Source organism: Bartonella massiliensis, assembly GCF_902150025.1.
GTDB lineage: Bacteria > Pseudomonadota > Alphaproteobacteria > Rhizobiales > Rhizobiaceae > Bartonella > Bartonella massiliensis.
Window position 1 is genome coordinate 25,118 of the sequence record NZ_CABFVS010000024.1, and the last position, 22,609, is coordinate 47,726.

A 22,609-nucleotide genomic window follows, 5' to 3' on the forward strand; every position below is an offset into this window, starting at 1 on the left:
TTTTTGATATTAAATGTCTAAATTAGAAGCAAAAGTGGAATTTTCTTGTATGAAACGAAATCGTGCTTCTGCTTTTGTTCCCATGAGACTTTCTACAGTTTTTTTTGTTTCTTGCATTTCCACGCTATCAATAGAAACACGCAGCAATGTACGCTTTTGAGGATGCATTGTTGTTTCTTTAAGTTGTTCTGCACGCATTTCACCCAGTCCTTTGAAACGCCCGATTTCAATTTTAGCTTTTCCTGTAAATTCAGTTTTGAGCAATTCATCCTTATGGATGTCATCGCGTGCGTAAGCAACTTTTCCTCCTTGTGATATTCTGTAAAGGGGAGGAACGGCAAGATATAAATGCCCTTGATGAATAAGGTCAGGCATTTCTTGAAAGAAGAAGGTAATGAGCAGTGACGCAATATGAGCACCGTCAACATCAGCATCTGTCATGATGATAATACGTTCATATCTGAGATCTTTTTCACGATATTTAGAGCGTGTTCCACAGCCAAGAGCAAGGATAAGATCGCTAATTGTTTGGCTTGAGTTCATTTTTTCATGGGCAGCACTGGCGACATTGAGGATTTTGCCACGAAGAGGTAAAATTGCTTGGTTTGCTCTATTTCTTGCTTGTTTGGCTGACCCTCCCGCAGAATCTCCTTCAACAATGAATAATTCAGCACCCGCAGCATGGTTTTGGCTACAATCTGCAAGTTTACCGGGCAGACGTAATTTACGGACAGCCGTTTTTCGACTTATTTCTCTATCTTGACGTCGTCTAACACGTTCTTCAGCACGTTCAATAACCCAATCGAGAAGTTTTGTTGCTTCTTGGGGGGAGTTTGCCAACCAATGATCAAAAGGATCGCGGATTGCACTTTCAACAATACGTTGGGCTTCAATGGTTGCTAATCGATCTTTTGTTTGTCCAACAAACTCAGGGTTACTGATAAAGACAGAAAGTATTGCGGCTGTTGAAATCATAATATCATCAGATGTAATGATTGCTGCACGCTTGTTTCCTATTAACTCAGCGTAGGACTTCAATCCGCGTAAAAGAGCTTGACGCAGTCCAGTTTCGTGCGTTCCCCCTTCTCCAGTGGGAATAGTATTGCAGTAAGATTGGACACAAGGATCACCACCATGCCAAGCGATAGCCCATTCAACACAGCCATGACCATTATTTTGTTGTGTTTTGCCAGAAAAAATTTCTGACGTTACGCGATATTCATCTTTTAGTGATGCAAGTAAATAGTCTTTAAGCCCATTGGGAAAATGAAAAACCGCTTTTTCAGGAATGTTTTTTACGCCTTCAAGTATGACGGGATCACAAGTCCAGCGAATTTTTACACCGCCAAAAAGATAGGCTTTGGAGCGCGCCATCTTATAAATTTTTTCTGGATCAAAAGCTACTTTTTCACCAAAAATTTCATGGTCAGGATGAAAACGAACGCGCGTACCACGGCGATTATAAATATCTCCTAAATCTTCCAATTCAGATTGAGGGATACCCCGTGAGAAGCGTTGTCGATAAAGTTTTCGTTCCCGTGCTACTTCGACTTCCATATCATCTGAAAGAGCATTGACGACGGAAATTCCTACACCATGAAGTCCGCCCGCAGTTTGATAAGCTTTTCCATCAAATTTTCCACCTGAGTGGAGTTGTGTCATAATAACTTCAAGAGTCGATTTATCTGGCATTTGGGGATGATTTTCAACAGGAATACCACGTCCATTATCTGTAACGGTTATATAACCGTTCCTCTCTAATGAAACCTCAATGGAGTCTGCATAACCCGCAACAGCTTCATCCATCGCATTATCAATAATTTCGGCAAATAAATGATGAAGTGCTTTACTGTCTGTTCCACCAATATACATTCCAGGGCGTAAACGTACAGGCTCTAAACCCTCAAGTACACGAATAGAGAGGGCATTATAGTCATCATAGTCATCTTCTTGCGTCTCTTTCGCACTTTTTTTTAAAATCATCGCTTTTGATTTTGTTGGAGATTGCAGAGTACTTTCTTTTGTATTTACCCGAGATTGGGCTTTATTTAAAATACTAAAAAGATCCTTGTTGTTATCGCTCATAGCGTTTAACTATCTACCTCATAAAATATAATCTTCATTAAAATAAGTTTTATGCCTGTTTTTTATTTAAAAATCAATGAACTTAGGAAACATCAATTGTTGGACCAAAAATTTGTTCAAAAGCCTGTTTGAGAGCAATATCAATATCATGCATTGTTACAGAACACCCTAACTCAAGCAGGCTGGTTACACCGTGGTTTGTAATTCCACAAGGAACAATTCCTGAATAATGGGCTAAATTAGGATTAACATTGATAGAAACGCCATGAAAACTTACCCATTTGCGCACGCGAATACCAATAGCCGCAATTTTATCTTCAGAAGAAAGATCACTTTGTTTTGATGAGCAATGAGACTGTCTAACCCAGACACCAACGCGATCTTCTCTGCGTTCACCTTTAATATTAAAGTTTGCAAGCATCTGTATGATCCATTCTTCTATTGCACTAATGAAAGCACGAATATCTTGTTTGCGGCGTTTAAGATCAAGCATAATATAAGCAATACGCTGTCCTGGACCATGATATGTAAACTCACCTCCACGTCCTGCTTCATATACAGGGAATAAATGAGGTGATAAAAGATCTTTTTTATCTGCACTCGTACCCGCTGTATAAAGGGAAGGGTGCTCAAGAAGCCAAACTTGTTCATGAGCAGTTTTTGCAAGAATTTTTTCTACACGTTCTTGCATATAATGCAGCGCTTCAGGATACTCGACCAACTGATCACTTATTTTCCATTCAACGGGTGGATTTCCTAGAATTGCATTAAAATGATGTGATAAGTGATTACGATCGCTATGTTTCAATTCAAATGTCATTGGCAATATTTATCTTAATATTTAAGTTTGTATTATAATTTAAAAAAATAATAAGAACCTAAGATTAAGAGACAATTTATGAGAAGTACAATGAATTTTATTTAAAAAATTTATTATATTTATTTTACCACTTTCCTGTTGCACCACCACCACCTGATGATCCACCACCACCTCTAAATCCTCCCCCTCCTGAATGTCCACCAAAGATTCCGCCATAGCCTCTGCCACTTGCATTTAAATTTAAAAACCAAGGTGTGAAGATAAATCCCATCCAAAGATACTTTTGTGGACCTACTTTTTTACCAAAAATCATAGCAAGGAGGGGTAAACCAAAGATGATAAAGAGAATGAGAAACATGATTGTATTTATAATCATTTCTTCTTTTTCAGCTTGTTTACGTTGTTCTTCAACAGCTTTAGCTTTTTGATTGATTCGAAAAGAAAAATCAGCATCACTTTGTGTGATCACTTTGATAATTGCATGAATGGCTTCGACAATTCCTTTTTGATAATTCCCTTCACGAAAATTAGGAATCATGAAGCTATGAATGATGACAGAGGAAATGGCATCTGTTAGTTCTCCCTCCAGACCATAGCCTACTTCAATACGTGCTTCACGTTCATTGGGTGCAATGACGATTAATACGCCGTTATTGATCTGTTTTTGACCTAACTTCCATGTGCGAAAAAGGGAGTTGCTGTATGTCTCTATATCATTGCCTGAAAGAGTAGGGAGCGTTACAAGAACAATTTGATCTCCTGTTTTTTTCTCGAGTGTAGCGAGCTTTTCCGTTAAATTTCTCTTTGTTGTATGATCGAGTAAATGAGCCATATCGTTGATATAGCCGATTAAGGGAGGAAACTTCGTGTGCGCGCAAGTGACATCCCAAAATGAGATGATCAGATAGAGAATGCTCAAAGAAATCCATAAACGTACAAAAATATGACGTTTTATGGAATGTTGAAATAGCTTCATTAATTAAAATTAACCTTTGGTGTTTGTTGGCTATCCGCATCGATGGTAAAAGTTGGCATAGGTTTAGCATCACGAAACCATAATTTAGCCCAAATCATTGTTGGCATTGTTTTGAGTGCTGTATTATAGGCACGGACTGTTTCGATATAGTCACGGCGCGCAACAGAGATACGGTTTTCAGTTCCTTCTAGTTGTGATTGAAGAGCAAGAAAGTTTTGATTTGCTTTAAGATCCGGATAGTTTTCAACAACAGCCATAAGCCGTGAAAGTGCGCTTGATAAATTGGCTTGATTGTTAAGATATTGCTTTATTACTTCTGGATTATTCAACATATCAGCATTAATATTGACTTGCGTTGCTTTGGCGCGTGCTTCAATGACATTTGTAAAAACAGCTTGTTCATGAGCTGCGTAAGCTTTAACTGTTTCTACGAGATTAGGAATGAGATCTGCACGGCGTTGATATTGATTGAGCACTTCACCCCATGCAGCTTGTGCTTTTTCTTCATTTGTTGGTATTGTATTAAATCCGCAGCCACTTAAAAATGGTATAAAAAGTGCCAAGAAAAAAGTGATTGAAAATTGTCTTAACATTTTAATTGAAGGGTAAGAAAATACAGTTGAAGCAATTTGTAAATTAAACATAAAAATATCTCCACAGCCATTTTATATATTATATAGGATGTATTTTCTCAGTAAAAAGTATTTTAAAATTTTTAATATAAATGAGTTGATAAAAAAATTATATTATATGAATTTTTAGCTTTTTAGCGTCTTGAGTTGTTATAGAAATAATAATGCTATTCTTATAAATTATATGTTTATCCTAAATAACATAATGCAATAATAAGGTATGACAAAGATTAGTATTTGATGATCTAATACACCTTTATTTCTGAAATTAAAGTATTTTCGAGATATAATTCTATTTCATCAAATGGAGACAGTTTACCCACTCCTTGTGGCGTGCCTGTATATATGATATCTTCACTCTTTAACTGAATGTAGCTGCTCAAAAAAGAAATTATTTTCTCAAAGCTAAAAATCATATTTTTCGTATTGCCAACTTGCCTCGTTTCACCATTCAGTTTCATTTCAAAGGTTATTGGATTATTTATTTTTTGTTTGTTTATGAAGTCAGAGACGTATGCGGCTCCTTTAAATCCTTTAGACAAAAGCCAAGGAAGCTTTTTTTCTTTTAACTTTGTTTGTAAATCTCTAGCGGTTAGATCAAGACCTATTGCTACGGCATCGTAACATTTTTTAGCTTCTATCTCATTAACCATAAAAGTATCCTTTGAGATTCTAAGCACAATTTCAGTTTCGAAATGAATTTCTTTAGAAAAATTAGGGAGATTAATTTGATTTTCTAAGACGAGTGAACTGTTGGGCTTGCTAAAGATAACGGGTTCATCTTCAACAGCATTTCCCAATTCATAAGCATGTTCAACATAATTACGTCCAACACAGTAAATATTATTAATCATAGGAGCCCCCCCAATTTTTTATTTTTTGTACAAGAAAGATATCATTGTGTAAACAACATCTTTCCTGAATATTCAGAGGTAAGTTTTTATACCATTCATTCATTTGAGCTATAGCTTTTAACATGCGTTTTTACGTTTCACTTTTGAGACTAAAATAAAGCCTATATTAGTTAGATTTACTTTATTATACAAAGGTCATTTTATCATATAACGAGATATAGCATACAGTATCTTCCTTTTAAGCCGGTACACACAAGGATAGTTTTACATGCGCTTTTTTATTAAGTGAGATGAGAAAGAATTTTATTCTTTGTAGGAGATCTCGAAGTGAATGTTATTCTAAAGAGTATTTATATAATCCAATCGTAACTTTTAAATAAAAAGAGGTGAAGAGCCAAAGAAAAGTGATCGCATTTTAGTCTATGATACTTAAGTATATTCGGTGGAGTATATTGAGTGTTTATCCGTTTGATGCGTTTGAGCTGCTTGCTTAATTTATTTTCTATAGGTTTGAATATATTCAAAGGAAGTCTTTGTCTTATTTTTAATATTATCATATATTATTAAATAATGTGCCAATTATATTGTTAAAATAAAAAAAATGTAAGAAGTTTGGCTATATATGTAGGGTATACAACACAGGAAAGAGACTTAACGCATCCATTGATGTTGACAATGAGTTGCTAATTGCTCTGTTGGCTCAGGTGATCTTCTTTTCTCCTCTAAGATAAGCACTGTTACAATGAAAGAGAATGCATATAGAAGGGAGGCTAGTTAAGAGGATGAGAGTAATGGGGAGAAAGGATAATCATTAAGGTTTTAATTATTTTAAAACTCCTGTGTTTTTTTGGTTATTATGACCTTAGGAATGGGGGGGATGGTGTTTTTTCTATACAACCGGTATTGTCAGTTATGTTGGATGAAGGATTGTTTAATTTCATCAACTTTTTTATATAGTCAGCGCTAACGATGGTAGCTATTTAAGTTGGGAGTATGTTTTTTCCGTTTGGCAGAGTTTAAAAGATATCCTTTGTTCTTTGCATATTATTGGGTGTAGCTATAATGACGAGTGCGCTTATTGACGCTATGGCATTCATAACAAATTTTGATTTGGTTATTTTAATTTGCTTTGCTGTTGGTATTGCGGGGGCAGCAATGATGTTTGGGGGGCTATTACACGAGATTATGCAACATAATTACAATGTAGCGGGTATGGCTTGGCTTTATACAGGTGTGGGCGTAGGTGTTTTACTGGGCAATGAGTATGTTAATATTGCTTTGGGAAAGTCGCTGAATGCGCAAAGTATTTTGGCTTAAGGTTAGTTGCATATCTTTTATATTTTTGTTTTTGTTGTTTATTTTGTTTCCATGTTATGTTGATGAGAGCAATTTTTTACACGTTATTGCCAAATGAAAATATTGTTGATGTTTGTTGGGAACTGGCACTGCTTTATGGGGGTGCTGGGATCAGTTATATCATTGTCGCAACATATTTTCCTTTAATGGCAAAAACATTTCATTTCCATCTATTCGCTAAACATTTATGGTTACTGATTGGAATGGCTATTATTCTTAGTTTTTCCATTTGATTATGGTACAGATCGGTGAGGACGTATTACGTTATCTCATGTTTAACGTTCTTGTTTAGGGAGAGTGCTTATTGCTAATACTCTTCAGTCAATCTCTTATCCTGATCGCTCTTGGTTGCATAGGGGGATTTACCCTTTATGGAGAAAACATCTTTGGTTATGCCATTAGCTAAGCGTTTACATGCATCGTTTGGTATGAATTTTCTTGGTCTGGCGATTTTAACTTACAGTTTTGGCCAAATGTTAGGACCTCTCTTGGCAAATTTTCTACAATTTGGTTCACATACCATTGCATTTTCGTTATATGCGGTGCTGTAACGCTCTTTGCAGCTGCTGGAATTGGTCAGTATTTTTTTGTAAAAGGGGGCATTTTATAAATCTGCATGTTTCACTAAAATGTTAAAAAATTGATGAAGCTATTGTTAAAACATTGGGGGGGGACGTTGAATTATTCTTATAAGGGGGAGACAGTGTGATGCATTCTACAGTTGCTATTTTGGGCGTTGGTCTTGTTGAGACCAGTATTCTTGAACGCTTGCTCACGCTTTATGGTCATTATCCACCTTCTGGGGACATTGCTATTTTATTGATTGGTTTAAATGAGATGGGAACCGGTACTCATCGTGTATATCAGTCCGACCATTTATGGGTTAACACTGTAGCTTTCCAGACTCCCTTGTTTGCTTGTAAATCAACATCCAATCTCAAGGTAGCCGCATGTTTGAGACAAAGATTAAGACATATCAATACTGTCTGAACAGTTCCTGCTTTTGTATGCCAAATGGGAGAAAGCGTATTGCGTATTTCTGTTTGTGTAATCTCTGAAACGGGAACACAATCTAATTTAGGGAGAACATGAAGGTATAATGGTAAAAAACAATTCCCATTTTTACCATCACCTTTTAGTTCAGCTTTCCGACTTTCAAAAGCATCTAGAGCAATGTTTTTTTAATAATGGAGATTGCTTATTGCTTCACGCTTTTTTTGTTGCGTTCTTTAATGGGCTTACGATGCTCACGTAAAACAGAACGCCATTGGTTGATAAATTCACGGGCTTGTTTTAAAAAGGCATCTCTCAAAGCGTACACTGCACCCATTTCACGACGACGCCCGTGAATGGTATAACGGTAAAGCCCCCTTGGAATAATATAAAATCCATTGAGCACTCCCATCTTTATGCTTATGGATAATAAACCAGCACCATCACACACTTATGCCAGCCTTTGAGTGTTGCGACATCTCTTGGCGCGTAAGACGGTTCATGAAAAGCCATTTTCAGTCTTTTCTTATACAAATTTGATCCACACACTCATTCCATTTTTAACGTGCAAGGGGATGATTTTTATTGATTCAAGATAAAGAGATTTGAAATGAAAGAAGCTTACGTTATTTGAGACTCTCATTTAACATATAAAACAGTGAATTACCATTATAAATCAATACCTTGAACTTTCTAAAAGAAGTAAAAGCCTATAAGTTTTGGAGTGAAAAGGTTTTTCTAAATTTTTCAGACAATTTTCCATCTTTAAGGATAGGTTTGTTATAAATTGAAAAGATTTCAATTATTCTTGATTTTTCAGCAAAAAATATGTCTTTGAATTAAGAAAAAAGATAAACCACATACACTTTATCATTTGATTTCACTTTTTTAGCGAGAAGACGGTAAATATGCTTTATGACCAAGATGTATGATCATTGTTTTATAAACAAAGGCAGAAAGCAGTCCTTTAGCAAAAAGTTTTCTTTCTGTTGTTTGGAAGTTTCAGATAATTAGCAGCTTTAATCCATCAAATGTTTCAATAACATCATAAATGACTTTATTTTCGTGGATCGCAAAATAGATAATAAAAACAGTAAAGTTTATTCGATATTTTGAAGCTTTGTGCATTGTAATATTGGGTGCTAAAGCTCTACAACATAGCTCAAGAAGCATTAAGTGTAAATTCGTAAACTTTTAGAATAGCATAAAAGTTTGTTGTAATTAATATTGCAATATTGATTCGTTTGTGTAATCTTAGCGCCAATGCACAGAAGTGTTTTATGGATAAGATTGCGTCAAACACGGGTGTGATGAAGAGGGGAATGCTATATCGGTGTATAAAATTAAAACGCACGTCGTAGTTTTTTCTCTAAATTTGACTTTTTTTTTTATATTGAAGTAAAACTTATAAAAATAAGTATAATTTAATAAATTTAAGTTGGAATTATATTTAATATTTTTTTGAAATTACTTAAAAGCGCGTTGAAAGGATTAACTTAATCATGTCGCATAAAAATGTTTATTCTGCTGTTTCAGTATTCGTTGGAGCCGCTGCCCTTTTTCTTATAGCTAGTATTTCTGCAAATGCGCAAACTTTATCGCAAGGTTGGTACAAAGTTTGCAGTAAGCAGCATGATGTTGATATTTGTAATACAATGAATACGGTGTTATCGAATACCGGACAACCTTTAACGGCTTTTAATATTGTTGAAATAAAAGGGAAGCAAAATGAAAAACGTATAGGTATTCAAGTGCCTACAGGTCGTTTTTTGCCAGAAGGTGTTCTCATTAAAATTGGTGACGACTTCTCTAAAAAAATTCCTTATATCATTTGTAATGGACCAAGTTGTATTGCCAATGATGTCTTAGATAATAAGCTTATCGCAGCCATGAAAAGCGGTACAAAAATGGTTGTAACCACTGTTAATTTCCGTGGTTCAGTTAATCCTATTGAATTTTCTCTTAATGGATTTACAGCTGCGTATACCGGTCCTGGTATGGAGGAAAAAGATTTTCAACAAGAGCAAATAAAGCTGCAGCAAGCCATTCAATCAAAGCAAAAAGAAATTGAAGAGCGTATGCGGGCTGAGCAGGAAAAGGCAAAACAAAAGTAAGACACACGGTGCCATGGAATTAATTAAATTTTTTCTATAGTTTCTTATTTAATTTAACCGCCACAGTTTTCTGTGGCGGTTTTTTTTATTCTTAATTTTTTGTAAGAGTTCTGCGTTTCCACCAACCAACACGCTCAGTTTTGGGAACATCATTAGGTGTTGATGAGATAACAACGGGTTGGTTAATTATTTCTTCAATTGGGGAAGGAGAGGATTCGATAACTTTCTCCAGTTCCATGACTGTTTCTTTCTCTAAAGTTTTTTGTGTTGTCTCTTTAGAGGATGATTTTTTGCGTGTTTTCCGTGTTGATTTTTTACTGTTTTCAAGAATTTTATCCTCTACATCAATGGATTTATCTTCTTTTTTTGTTTTAGTTTTGCGTATCAAACGGGTTTTAGGCTTTTCTTCAAAAGATTTTTGTCCTGCAGTATTTTGATCATTCTCTAGAGAACGATTATTTTCTACCGCTTTTGAAGAACGTGTTTTACGTTTTTTGGGTTTAACACTTGTATCAACTTTTGTCGCTTCATCTTGCTGTTGTATATTGAGAGCTTGTGTATCATTTTTCATTTCTTCAAGTTGAGAAGATGGAACACGACGTTTGCGATGTTCTGCTTTAATTTCTGCTAAAGCCTGTTTAGCAAAATCCCCTACTGGTTCTGCGTAAGGAATGCGCATCTGATAAGAACTATTATCTTGATTACGTCGACCACCTCGACGTCCTCGGCGGCGTCCTCGACGATAAGAATCATTACTCAACGTATCATCTTTTTTATGAACGATGGAGAGAGAATGATCAGTAACTTCATCATGATGATTTTTGCGCTGGCGCTTTTTGTTCGTTTCAATAGGAGAGGAGTTTTCAACAGATTGTCTCTTTATGAAAATAGAATCTTCAATTTCTTGCTTATTATCATCTTCCAATGAAGATTGAGACATGCTCTGTGCTATTGTACCTTTAGAAATGATAAGATGTTGCGTTCCAATACTATCATCTGCTTCAATACTAATATTAAGTTTAAAGCGAGCTTCTAAATTAACAAGAATATTGCGCTTATGATTTAACACATAAAGCGCTGTTGCGACGGGTGTGCGCACAATAATATTATATTGCGAATTGTGAAGAAGATATTCTTCAATTGAGCGCATGACATGTAAAGCAATTGATGATTCAGAACGTATATTTCCTGTTCCCGCGCAATGGGGGCAGGGCTGTGTTGTACTTTCTAAAACTGATATGCGAATACGTTGACGACTCATTTCTAAAAGGCCAAAGTGTGAAATATGACCAACTTGAATACGAGCACGATCGTTTTTTAAACAATCTTTTAATTTTTTTTCGACCAGTCGCACATTGCGTTCTTCAAGCATGTCGATAAAATCAATCACAATTAAGCCGGCAAGATCACGTAAGCGTAATTGACGGGCAACTTCTTCTGCAGCTTCAAGGTTCGTTTGTAAGGCTGTTTTTTCAACAGAGAATTCTTTAGTGGAGCGGCCAGAGTTTACGTCAATAGCAACAAGGGCTTCTGTTTGATTGATAACAAGATAACCACCAGATTTTAAGGAAACCTGCGGTTGCAACATTTTATCAAGTTGAATTTCAATATTATTTCTTGCGAAAATGGGGATTGGATCGCGATAAGGTTGTACAACTTTTGCATGACTTGGCATAAGCATACGCATAAAGTCTTTTGCCTCACGATATCCTTGGTCTCCCGAGACAAGAATTTTACTAATATTTTTATTATAAAGATCTCGTATAGAACGCTTTATGAGATTGCTTTCTTCATGAATAAGGCATGGGGCTGTTGATTTGAGCGTCAAAGTGCGAATGGTATCCCATAACCGCATAAGATATTCATAATCACGTTTAATTTCAGCTTTTGTTCTATTGGCACCAGCGGTTCGTAGGATAACGCCCATACCCTTTGGAACGGCTAATTCTTTTACGATTTCTTTAAGACGCTTACGGTCTTGCACATTGGTAATTTTTCGTGAAATGCCACCGCCACGCGCTGTGTTGGGCATGAGAACAGAATAACGACCTGCCAAAGAGAGATATGTTGTAAGGGCAGCACCTTTATTACCACGTTCTTCCTTGATGACTTGCACCAGCAAAATTTGACGTCGTTTAATGACTTCTTGAATTTTATACTGGCGCCCTTGTTTTCTTTGATAAGTTGGAAGCTCTTCACGGATATCTTCAGCACCAACCATTTCAATCTCATCATAAGAATCATCGGCTTCTTCTGTGTCATCAACTGCTGCTTCGGATGTGACATCATTTTCAACATCAGCTGCTATGACATTGTTTTTTTCTTTTTTCTTTGTTTTTCTGGAACGCTTTTTATTTTTAGTGACTTCTTCCGTAAAGGAATCGGCAGAATTTTCTCCTACAGCTGCTTTTTCTTCTTCTTCAAGGAGAGCAAGACGATCAGCAACAGGAATTTGATAATAATCCGGATGAATTTCAGAAAATGTCAAAAAACCATGACGATTTCCACCGTATTCAACAAAAGCTGCTTGGAGAGACGGTTCCACACGCGTAATACGTGCAAGATAAATATTCCCCTTGAGCTGTTTTCTATGTTCTGATTCAAAATCAAGTTCTTCAATTTTGTTGCCGTGAACAACAACAACACGCGTTTCCTCCGGATGGGAGGCATCTATAAGCATTTTGTTTGACATAAGTTAATATCCTGAAGGCGACATGCACAATTTTATTCAAACGAATGGTATAATTATTCGTAAACATAAAAGGTTGTCTGCCATAAAAGGGAGGTACCAGAAAAACAGGACGGAATACCATGTGCAGATGCATAAGTGCATTTACACCATTTCTCATCATTATCTCCATCCGTTTTGTATGACTCATATTTTTTAAAAGTCTCCGGTAAAATAATCTTTAAAACAGTTCGGATACCCGAACCAACGAATCTTAAGTGATGCAATCCTAATGTTATAACATAGAAATTTTTCATCCATAACAAAGTCTCAACGCATAATATGCAACAATCCCTCTGAAGACAACTTACTATACGTTATAGATAATTTAGATGGCTATTATCAGCTAGGAAGCATAAATATTCTTTTATGTTGATATCATGCATTTGGCAAGTAACAATATAAATCATATACCATGATAATATCTTTAATTACCTTAAATTTCGTTTTGGGGTTTTTATAATGAAGAGAGTGAGTATTTATAAAAAATAAAGAATAAATTGGTTCATCGTTTTTATACAACTAAAATAAATGATTATAAATGGCCAAAATAAATTATTATAAATAGAATGTAGAGTATTTTGCTTATGATAAGAGTTTTTTTTACCAAAAGTCTGACAACAGCCTATTGGAACATTATTGTGAAATTCACATATTTTTTATTATTTTTTTTGGCATTCCAAATCAGTGTTCAAGCAGCAGATTCTTTGAGACTTATTAATTTTCGAACCATTGGAGATAATGCTCACACACGTATTATTGGGGTTTTCAATTCAAAACCAAATGTTCGTTTGCAGATTTTGGATAGGCCTGCACGTTTAGTTATTAACTTACCGACAATTGACTTTTCGAGGCAAAATGCATCTTTAAAGAAACAGAATACATTATCGGTTATGCTCTTAGATATGCGTTATGCTTTCTCTGACATACAGACTTCACGCATTATTTTGACAAGCAAAACAGCTTTTGTTATTGAAAGAAGCATCATAAAAAAATTAGATAATGGCTTATGGCAGTTGCTGATTGATATTCGTAAAAGTACACAAGAAAAATTTGATGAGATATTAAAGAATCAACAAAAAATTGACTTTGATACAAAAACGCCATTATTTCCAGTTCAGAACTTTCGTGTTGTTCTTGACCCTGGTCACGGTGGTATCGATGGTGGTGCACGGGGTGTAACTGGAATCTTAGAAAAAGATGTAACTTTAGATTTTGCGCGTGCATTGCTAGATGAATTACAAAAGGCCCCTCATATCAGTGTTGTTTTAACGCGTGATTCCGATATCTTTTTAAGATTAAGTGAAAGAGTAAAAAAAGCGCAAGAGTTTGATGCTGATCTTTTTATATCCATTCATGCGGATACGATTGATGTGCATTCTCTTCGCGGAGCCACAGTATATACCATATCAGATAAAGCTTCTGACGCGATTGCAAAATCTTTAGCTGAAAGTGAAAATAAAGTTGATTTGCTTGATGGTTTGCCAGCAGATGAAACGCTTGAAGTTACAGATATTTTGATGGATCTTACGCGGCGTGAAACGCATACGTTTTCGGTTAATTTTGCGAATAGTGTTATTTCAAATTTATTAAAGAGTCATATTCATTTGATCAATAACCCTCATCGTTATGCTAATTTTCAAGTTTTAAGAGCTTCAGATATACCCTCTGTCTTGATAGAGATAGGATATTTATCCAATAAAGAGGATGAAAAGTTATTAAACGATCCTCATTGGAGAAAACAAATGGCAGCCTCTATTGCTTATTCTATTCGTCAATTTGCTGATTATAGGCAGAAAATGGTACAGCCTCTTTAAATTTGTAAGAAAATAGAGTAATCAATATGGGATTTTAGTGTATCCTAATCTAAATAAGATAGAAAACAATTTTTTTATCTCAATCTTATGGTGATATCTACGCAATGTGGTTGAGGTAACGTATTTTTTCTGTGATCAATTCTTAAGAAAGCGATAGCTGTTTTTATGATGATTTTTTTAAGGTATATTCTTCGTTTTTTTGTTGCTACTGGACTTTGTGGCGCGATAATATGGGGTGTTATGACCAGTGGTCGAGCAAATGCACTTCCTGATTATGAAGTTCTTTCACTTTATGAGCCACCGGTAATGACTCGTGTCCATGCTGCTGATGGAAGTCTTATGGCAGAGTTTGCAACAAAACATCGCCTCTATTTACCGATTCAATCCATACCAAAGCTGGTTAAAGATGCTTTTATTTCGGCTGAAGACAAAAATTTTTATCATCATTTTGGTTTAGACCCTGAAGGGCTTTCTCGGGCTTTGATCAACAATATTCGTAATATTGGTTCTGGAAGACGTCCAGAGGGCGCATCAACCATAACACAACAAGTCGCTAAAAACTTTCTTTTAAGTTCAGAAACAACATTAGAGCGTAAATTTAAGGAAGCTATTTTAGCAATGCGTATTGAGAAAACTTACTCCAAAGATCATATCTTGGAACTTTATCTCAATGAAATTTACTTAGGTCGAGGTACTTATGGTATAGCCGCTGCTTCTTTGACCTATTTTAATAAATCCGTCAATGATCTGACGTTGGAAGAGTGTGCTTATTTGGCTGCTCTTCCAAAAGGACCAGCCAATTATGATCCATTTAAGAATACACAGCGTGCTACTGATAGGCGTAATTGGGTTATAGACCGGATGGTTGCAAATGGGTATGTAACGCGTGAACAAGGTGAAAAAGCAAAAGATAAGCCTTTAGGAGCGATAATCCGAGGAAGTGATAACTATGTTTTCGCGGCTGATTATTTTACTGAAGAAGTACGCCGTCGTTTAATGCATCGTTATGGGGCGAAAACACTTTATGAAGGTGGGTTATCCATCCGTACAACGCTTGATCCGCATTTACAACTTATTGCTCGGCGAGCTTTGCACAATGGATTAATTAAATTTGATCATTCGCAAGGATGGCGTGGAGCTTATGCGCATATTGATAAGAAAGGTGATTGGGGGGAAGAGCTTGCGAATATCACGGGATTAAGTGATGTTCCTGAATGGCGTTTAGCCGTTGTTCTCTCTGCTAGCTCCAATAAAGTAGAGATTGGTTTACAGCCACAGCGCAAAGCTTCGGGGATGCTTTCAAAAAAACGTGAAATTGCCACTTTATCTGAAGCGGATTCAAAATGGGCACTCCATGTTGTGAAGGAAAATGGTTATCGAAGAACTGTTCAGAGCTTGTCTCATGTTCTGAACGTTGGAGATGTTATTTTTGTTGAAAAGCTATCCAATACAAATAACATTTATCGTTTACAACAAATTCCAAAGGTTGAAGGTGCCATTGTTGCTATGGAGCCTCATACGGGACGCGTTCTTGCGATGGTAGGAGGTTTTTCTTTTGCAGCATCTGAATTTAATCGTGCAACACAAGCCTATCGTCAACCCGGGTCTGCTTTTAAGCCTTTTGTCTATGCGGCCGCACTTGATAATGGATATACGCCAGCATCGGTTATTTTAGATGGTCCCATCGAAGTTCGCCAATATAATGGTGAAGTTTGGCAACCTAAAAATTATGGCGGTACCTTTGCAGGACCTTCAACATTACGTTATGGTATTGAACGTTCTCGTAATCTTATGACAGTAAGGCTTGCCAATGATATGGGAATGCCTCTTGTTGCTGAATATGCAGAACGTTTTGGTATCGTCGATAAACTACAGCCTTATCTTCCCATGGCTTTAGGAGCTGCTGAGACAACAGTATTACGAATGGTTACAGCTTATTCTGTTATTGCCAATGGGGGACGTTCTATTAAACCTTCTCTGATAGACAGAATTCAAGATCGTTATGGGAAGACAATTTATCGTCATGACGATCGGATTTGTGAAAATTGTAATGCTCAGACATGGAATAATCAACGTGAGCCCACATTGATTGATGAAAGAGATCAAGTTCTTGATCCTATGACAGCTTATCAGATTACTTCGATGATGGAAGGGGTTGTTCAACGCGGTACTGCAGCGCGTTTACGTTATCTTAATCGACATATTGCGGCTAAAACGGGAACAACCAATGACTCTAAAGATGTCTGGTTTATGGGGTTTACGCCGGATCTCGTCGTTGGTGTTTTTGTTGGTTACGATCAACCAGCTCCATTAGGATATAATGGAACAGGAAGTTCATTAGCAGCACCTATTTTTGGTGAGTTTATGGCAGATGCTTTGAAGGGAAAGCCAGATGTTCCCTTTAAGATGCCAAACGGTATGATTTTAATGCCCATTAATCGGAAAACAGGAATGCTTGCAGAAAGAGGAGATCAAGATGTCATTATAGAGGCATTTAAACCAGGAACTGGTCCTGCTGATATATATCAAGTCATTGGAGGTACGAATTCTTTTCAAGAAGGTGTTCCTGCAGTAACCACTTCTCCACAAGTCAATAAAGCTCTTGAAAGCGGGACAGGTGGTCTGTATTAATTGATAAAATCTCCTTTGCCATAAGTCTTGGTTTTTATCTGTTTTTTAATAGCATTGGTTCTGTAAATAGAATGACGAATCCACGCCATTTCTTTCTAGAATCTATTAAATGTGTGTAAAATATTAAGAGACGTAACCAGAAAGAGTATAAAAAAATACGGTGTTGAATTATGCGAGCAGAAATAGAAACATTAGTTGATGAAATTCAGAAAGCAATTCAATTGCTAAGGGGGCATCTTTGACTGGGATCAATCATTAAAGCGTCTTGAATATCTTAATCAAAAAGCAGAAGATCCTACATTTTGGGATGATGCGCAACAAGCACAGGATATGATGCGTGAGCGTCAACGTCTTGATGATTCAATCAATGGTCTTTTATCATTTACAAAAACACTTGAAGAATGCATAGAGCTCATTGCGATGGGTGAAGAAGAAAGTGATGTTGAAATTATCGCTGATGCGGAAAATGCTATACGTAATCTTAAAAGTGAAATCGATAAAAGGCAGATTGATATGCTTCTTTCAGGAGAAGCTGATCCCAATGATACCTATTTAGAAGTTCATGCTGGGGCAGGAGGAACAGAAAGCCAAGATTGGGCTTCTATGCTCTTGCGCATGTATATGCGCTGGGCTGAACAGCATGAAATGAAAGCTGAGCTATTAGAAATTCATGATGGAGAAGAAGCAGGAATAAAATCAGCAACTATTCTTGTAAAAGGGCATAATGCTTATGGATTGTTGAAAACAGAATCAGGCGTTCATCGCTTGGTACGAATTTCTCCATTTGATTCGAATGCAAAGCGTCATACCTCTTTTGCGAGCATTTGGGTTTATCCGGTTATTGATGACAATATTGAAGTTGATGTTTCAGAAGCAGATGTGCGTATTGATACATATCGTGCATCGGGAGCAGGAGGACAACATGTTAATACGACAGATTCTGCTGTTCGCATCACACATATAAAAACAGGTATTGTTGTTCAATGTCAAACTGAGCGTTCTCAGCACAAAAATCGTGCTACGGCTTGGTCGATGTTACGGGCACGTCTTTATGAAGAAGAGCTCAAAAAAAGAGAAGAAGAAACCAATGCTGTTGAATCTTCTAAAACAGAAATCGGATGGGGACATCAAATTAGATCTTATGTGCTTCAACCTTATCAACTTGTAAAAGATTTGCGCACAGGCGTTGAAAATACGGATCCACAATCCGTCCTTAATGGGAACTTAGATGCATTTATAGAGGCAGCACTTTCTCAACGTATTTATGGAAAAGACAAAGAAATTGAGGATATTCGTTAATCCCTTCTTCAAGCTGTGCAGATTTGTTTCTTTAAGCTATTCGTTTTATTGATACCATGACGTACAGATAGCTTTTGATACGTAAAAGGTTCAAAGAGATATTTTTCTGTTCCTTTTTTCAAGTTTTTGCTCACATGCCAATCTTTCTTATACAACCCATTGATTTATAATGATAATTTATCTTTTTGTATGTTGAATCAATCAAAATCATATTTTTTGCACATAAAAAGCGGAATGAGTGTGCGGATAAAAACTGTATAAGAAAGGATTTAAAATGGCTTTTATGAATCGTTTCAATGCAAAGTCTGTTGTAACATTCTAGGGCTGGCCAATATCAAAATAATGAATGACATCGGCTTGCTCCTTTATAAGTGTAAAGATGGCGGTGCGCAATGGATTTATTGCTATTCACGGGCGTCGCCATGAAATGGGATTATTAGATGCCTTAAGAGATGTCTCTTTAAAACAAGTCCATGAATTGGCAACTGGGTGGCACTCTGTTCTTCGTGAGAGGCGTGAACCCATAAAAGAGCATGAGAAACAAAAGTGTGCGGCAATGAACAATCTCCATTATTTAAAAGACATTGCTTTATATGCTTTTGAAAGCCGTAAAGAAGAGTTAAAAAATGACGGTAAAGATGGAATCTGTTTTTCATCTTTGCGGCTTTAGATTTTACCCCAATTAAGCTACCTGCCCATTTCAGAGATTACACAAACAGAAATACGCAATCCTCTTGTCCCCATCTGGCATACAAAAGCTGGAGTTTCTTACAAAGCTTTCATTCGTCTCAATCTTTGTCTCAAACATGCAGTTGCATTGGGATTGAATGTTGACTTACAAGCAACAGAAAAAGCACGCGCTCCTTAACGTCATAAAACTATTAATAGACCAGCTATGAATTGGAGAAACATTCCAGCTTTTTATCAAACACTTTGTCAAAAAATAAACATAACGAACTTAACTTTGCACCTGCTTATCTTTACAGACGTTCGCACACGTTCCTTGCGTCATATTCATAGAGATCAAATTGATAATAGATATATCGATCATCCCTGCTAAAAATATGACGAGCGCAAGTTAATTTTTCGTTTCATTCAAGATAAGAAGGATCTGAAAGGAGAGAATTTTATAAAATTCAAGAAACTAATTTAAATGATAAATAATCAGTTATCCTTATAAAGCACGACATATTGTCAACATTGAACTCGTTGGAAAAATAAAACAAATTGGAGAGGGAAGCTGTTGCTTTTTAAAGTAAATTAAATACTCAATTTACAAGTCATTATGACGATGTAAAAGGGTTGCTGCAGCTAAAACATTTTCAGCATGTCCAGATACGCTGACTTTGCGCCATTCTTCTGCTATTTTTCCATTTACATCAATTAAAAAAGTACTCCGTTCAACACCCATATATTTGCGTCCATACATGCTTTTTTCTACCCAAACACCATAAGCTTCAAGGATTGTTTTTTCTTCATCAGAAACCAAAATGACATCAAGTCCATGTTTTACTTTAAATTTATCGTGTTTTTTTACATTATCTGGAGAGATTCCAATAATAGTAACACCAATTTCATCAAATTTCGTCTTTAATTGTGTGAAATCAAGTGCTTCAGTTGTGCATCCGCTGGTGTCATCTTTAGGATAAAAATATAAAACAACTGGTTTTCCTTTAAAGTCAGAAAGACAGACTGTTTCTCCTCCATCGCGTGGCAAATTAAAATTGGGAGCAAGAGTCCCTTTCAGTGATTTTGTCATTTTTTTTATCTTTCTTTTTGCGTGAAAAGATCAATGCCTAGCATACAGAGAAGGAATAAAGTTTCAACTCTCTAGAATAACATTATTTCAAAGATCTTTCGCGATCATACAAAAATTATTCTGCCATAAAAACACAATGAAAAAAAGCGAGAAAAAAGCACGAAGAACATCACTAACATGGATAAAAATCTATAGAATGAATAAGACATCAATTAAATTATAGCGGTTTGATCAATACATGTTTTTTCTTACCAAAAGAAAGTTTAATAATTCCTTCATCCGTAATATCTTTTTCAAGAACAAGGTGTGTTTCATCCTTTATGACTTGATCATTAACACGTATCCCTCCGCCTTGAATATGACGGCGCGCTTCGCTGTTAGATTTTGCAAGTTCTGCTTTGACTAAAAGAGAGAGCAATCCAACCCCTGTTTTTAATTTTATTGCATCCATTTCAACCGTTGGAAGATTTTCTCCAAGGGTTTTTTCTTCAAATGTTTTGCGGGCAGTTTCTGCGGCTGCATTAGCAAGAGCACGCCCATGCAACATTGCTGTAATTTCTGTTGCAAGAATTTTTTTGGCTTCGTTAATTTCAGTTCCTTGTAATGAAGAAAGTTTAACGATTTCACCCATTGGCAATGTCGTATAAAGCTTTAAAAAGCGTGTTACATCGGCATCTTCTGTATTGCGCCAATATTGCCAGAATTGATAAGGTGAAAGCATATCAGCATTCAGCCACACAGCACCATTCAATGATTTGCCCATTTTGGCACCGGAAGAAGTCGTCAGTAATGGTGATGTTAATGCATACAATTGCGGTGTTCCTAAACGATGCCCCAATTCGATCCCGTTAATAATGTTCCCCCATTGATCAGAGCCCCCCATTTGCATACGCAAGCCATAACGTTTATAAAGTTCAACAAAGTCATAAGCTTGCAGAATCATGTAGTTAAACTCTAAGAAGGACAAAGAGTGTTCACGCTCAAGCCTCAATCTGACAGAATCAAATGACAACATACGGTTGACAGAAAAATGTTTTCCTACATCACGCAGAAATTCTAAATAGTTTAAATTGCATAACCATTCAGCATTATTCACAATACAAGCATCAGTTTCTCGATCACCAAAGGTCAAATAGTTAGAAAATACCTTTTTAATACCATTAATATTTGCCGCAATATCATCTTGTGTCAAAAGACGTCGTGCTTCATCTTTAAAGGAAGGATCACCGATCAATCCTGTCCCTCCGCCCATCAAAGCAATGGGGCGATGACCCGTTTTTTGGAGCCAATAAAGCATCATAATCTGAAGAAGACTTCCAGCATGTAAGCTTGATGCTGTTGGATCAAATCCAGTATAGGCGCTTACAGTTTCTTTTAAAAAAAGATCATCTAAGCCTTTTTCATCCGAAATTTGGTGGATAAAACCACGTTCGCTCATAATATGTAAAAAATCAGATTTAAAGGCAAACACAGATTCAATTTCCTTATTAATAGGGTGTATTTATTATTATATAATAGATGATTATATAATGGGTCCTTAATACCTTATCTACTATAAATAACGTAAATCTCACAAGAGAATGAGATATATTGGTCATGAAGAAATAAGATAGATTATCCTTCTTTTACGCTAAACTAAAGAGATGATTTAATAATAAAAAAGGTATTTTCATCTTCACTTTTATTATGAAAAACAATTTAAGAAAAGCCGAAAAGATAGTCTAAAAATAAGTTACTTCTTCATACCTAGAAATAGGCTTTGCTGTTTTTATCAATCTCTCGTGCTTTTTCTAAGTGAGTGAAAGTATTTCCGGAGGAGGAGCGATAAGTTCATGGGTGATATGACTATCTAAATAGTGGGCACATCGTTCAATAAGTTCCTCATGACATCCACTAAAAAAGTGATTAGCCCTTTCCAGTATTTCTTGCGTAATGACGATACCTTTTTGTGTTTTCAATTTATCGACAAGTATTTGGACATCTTTTGGAGGGGCAACTTTATCGATACCACCATGAATGATAAGCCCAGAAGAGGGACAAGGTGCAAGAAATGAAAAATCATAAACATTAGGCTGCGGGGCAACAGAGATAAATCCCTCAATTTCCGGTCTGCGCATTAAAAGCTGCATACCAATCCATGCTCCAAATGAATATCCTGCTACCCAGCAATTTTTAGAATCTGGATGTTGTGTTTGCACCCAATCAAGAGCCGCAGCAGCATCTGAAAGTTCTCCTATCCCATAATCAAATTCACCTTGACTACGACCAATACCACGAAAGTTGAAACGTAAAGCTGTAAAGCCACGTTGTTGGAACATATAAAAGAGATCATAGACAATTTTATGATTCATTGTTCCACCAAATTGGGGATGAGGATGCAAAATGATCGCAATGGGGGCATTTTTTTGTTGTGAAGGTTGATAGCGCCCTTCGAGCCGCCCCGCGGGACCGTTAAAAATAATTTCTGGCATAAAAGGCTCCTTAAATGCTATAAAAGGCTCTCATTGACCTTGGTCGACTTTTACCATAGAATCTCTTAAATAAT

General features: G+C 36.3%; 17 protein-coding genes and 2 pseudogenes. 9 read left to right on the forward strand and 10 right to left on the reverse strand.

Annotated elements, in window-relative coordinates; all coding sequences use genetic code 11:
* Positions 1-9 precede the first annotated feature (9 nt).
* The 5 genes from parE to FNZ60_RS05915 form a co-directional block, all read right to left on the reverse strand.
* Positions 10-2,085 carry a DNA topoisomerase IV subunit B gene (parE, locus tag FNZ60_RS05895; protein WP_142416730.1) on the reverse strand — a complete coding sequence of 692 codons (2,076 nt, stop codon included), beginning with the start codon at positions 2,083-2,085 and terminating at the stop codon, positions 10-12.
* An 82-nt stretch (positions 2,086-2,167) separates the two neighbouring features.
* Entirely contained in the window at positions 2,168-2,905 is a 738-nt protein-coding gene (gene lipB / locus FNZ60_RS05900; RefSeq protein ID WP_142416731.1) for a lipoyl(octanoyl) transferase LipB, read from the reverse strand.
* 124 nt (positions 2,906-3,029) lie between these two features.
* On the reverse strand, positions 3,030-3,881 hold the full coding sequence (locus FNZ60_RS05905; protein ID WP_142416732.1) for a TPM domain-containing protein: 852 nt from the start codon (positions 3,879-3,881) through the stop codon (positions 3,030-3,032).
* Positions 3,881-4,525: a LemA family protein gene (locus tag FNZ60_RS05910; protein ID WP_142416733.1), complete on the reverse strand. Its 645-nt coding sequence runs from the start codon at positions 4,523-4,525 to the stop codon at positions 3,881-3,883. The genes FNZ60_RS05905 and FNZ60_RS05910 overlap by 1 nt, the downstream gene beginning before the upstream one ends.
* 233 nt (positions 4,526-4,758) lie before the next feature.
* Positions 4,759-5,367 carry a fumarylacetoacetate hydrolase family protein gene (locus tag FNZ60_RS05915; protein ID WP_142416734.1) on the reverse strand — a complete coding sequence of 203 codons (609 nt, stop codon included), beginning with the start codon at positions 5,365-5,367 and terminating at the stop codon, positions 4,759-4,761.
* Between the two features lie 1,062 nt (positions 5,368-6,429).
* On the opposite strand from FNZ60_RS05915, the gene FNZ60_RS10460 reads away from it, so the two are divergent.
* The 4 genes from FNZ60_RS10460 (at position 6,430) to FNZ60_RS05925 (ending at position 7,713) form a co-directional block, all read left to right on the forward strand.
* Positions 6,430-6,684, forward strand: coding sequence for a YbfB/YjiJ family MFS transporter (locus FNZ60_RS10460; protein ID WP_281280248.1), 255 nt, complete (start codon positions 6,430-6,432; stop codon positions 6,682-6,684).
* A gap of 86 nt (positions 6,685-6,770) precedes the next feature.
* Positions 6,771-6,956 carry a YbfB/YjiJ family MFS transporter gene (locus FNZ60_RS10605; protein WP_425456835.1) on the forward strand — a complete coding sequence of 62 codons (186 nt, stop codon included), beginning with the start codon at positions 6,771-6,773 and terminating at the stop codon, positions 6,954-6,956.
* Positions 6,957-7,094: 138 nt separating this feature from the next.
* Entirely contained in the window at positions 7,095-7,274 is a 180-nt protein-coding gene (locus tag FNZ60_RS10610) for a hypothetical protein (RefSeq protein WP_425456836.1), read from the forward strand.
* Positions 7,275-7,428: 154 nt separating this feature from the next.
* The gene (locus FNZ60_RS05925; RefSeq protein WP_142416735.1) at positions 7,429-7,713 is read left to right on the forward strand and encodes an FAD/NAD(P)-binding protein; all 285 of its coding nucleotides are present in this window, start codon (positions 7,429-7,431) and stop codon (positions 7,711-7,713) included.
* Here FNZ60_RS05925 and FNZ60_RS05930 read toward each other — a convergent pair.
* Positions 7,638-8,265, reverse strand: a pseudogene (locus tag FNZ60_RS05930) (integrase); the annotation flags it as partial. The gene FNZ60_RS05925 and the pseudogene FNZ60_RS05930 sit on opposite strands and share 76 nt — an antisense overlap.
* 953 nt (positions 8,266-9,218) lie before the next feature.
* On the opposite strand from FNZ60_RS05930, the gene FNZ60_RS05935 reads away from it, so the two are divergent.
* Complete coding sequence (locus FNZ60_RS05935; RefSeq protein ID WP_142416736.1) at positions 9,219-9,830, forward strand: invasion associated locus B family protein; 612 nt, start codon at positions 9,219-9,221, stop codon at positions 9,828-9,830.
* A gap of 91 nt (positions 9,831-9,921) precedes the next feature.
* Here the strand turns inward: FNZ60_RS05935 and FNZ60_RS05940 are convergent, their stop codons facing one another.
* Positions 9,922-12,522, reverse strand: coding sequence for an Rne/Rng family ribonuclease (locus tag FNZ60_RS05940; protein WP_142416737.1), 2,601 nt, complete (start codon positions 12,520-12,522; stop codon positions 9,922-9,924).
* A gap of 623 nt (positions 12,523-13,145) precedes the next feature.
* On the opposite strand from FNZ60_RS05940, the gene FNZ60_RS05950 reads away from it, so the two are divergent.
* The 4 genes and pseudogenes from FNZ60_RS05950 to FNZ60_RS10155 all read left to right on the forward strand — a co-directional run.
* Complete coding sequence (locus FNZ60_RS05950; protein ID WP_142416739.1) at positions 13,146-14,375, forward strand: N-acetylmuramoyl-L-alanine amidase family protein; 1,230 nt, start codon at positions 13,146-13,148, stop codon at positions 14,373-14,375.
* A 165-nt stretch (positions 14,376-14,540) separates the two neighbouring features.
* Positions 14,541-17,006, forward strand: a complete 2,466-nt coding sequence (locus FNZ60_RS05955; protein ID WP_142416740.1) for a penicillin-binding protein 1A — start codon at positions 14,541-14,543, stop codon at positions 17,004-17,006.
* A 170-nt stretch (positions 17,007-17,176) separates the two neighbouring features.
* Positions 17,177-18,305 (forward strand): peptide chain release factor 2 gene (prfB, locus tag FNZ60_RS05960; protein WP_142416741.1). Its coding sequence is split into 2 segments (ribosomal slippage): positions 17,177-17,245 and positions 17,247-18,305, totalling 1,128 coding nucleotides; the frame shifts between segments, so codons are not numbered across the junction.
* A gap of 274 nt (positions 18,306-18,579) precedes the next feature.
* Positions 18,580-19,372: pseudogene (locus tag FNZ60_RS10155) on the forward strand (integrase); the annotation flags it as partial.
* Between the two features lie 206 nt (positions 19,373-19,578).
* Here the strand turns inward: FNZ60_RS10155 and bcp are convergent.
* From bcp to FNZ60_RS05985, 3 genes are all read right to left on the reverse strand, one after another.
* Positions 19,579-20,064: a thioredoxin-dependent thiol peroxidase gene (gene bcp / locus FNZ60_RS05975; protein WP_142416742.1), complete on the reverse strand. Its 486-nt coding sequence runs from the start codon at positions 20,062-20,064 to the stop codon at positions 19,579-19,581.
* Between the two features lie 217 nt (positions 20,065-20,281).
* Positions 20,282-21,535: a tyrosine--tRNA ligase gene (gene tyrS / locus FNZ60_RS05980; RefSeq protein ID WP_142416743.1), complete on the reverse strand. Its 1,254-nt coding sequence runs from the start codon at positions 21,533-21,535 to the stop codon at positions 20,282-20,284.
* A gap of 319 nt (positions 21,536-21,854) precedes the next feature.
* Positions 21,855-22,535: an alpha/beta hydrolase gene (locus FNZ60_RS05985; protein WP_142416744.1), complete on the reverse strand. Its 681-nt coding sequence runs from the start codon at positions 22,533-22,535 to the stop codon at positions 21,855-21,857.
* Positions 22,536-22,609: the final 74 nt, after the last annotated feature.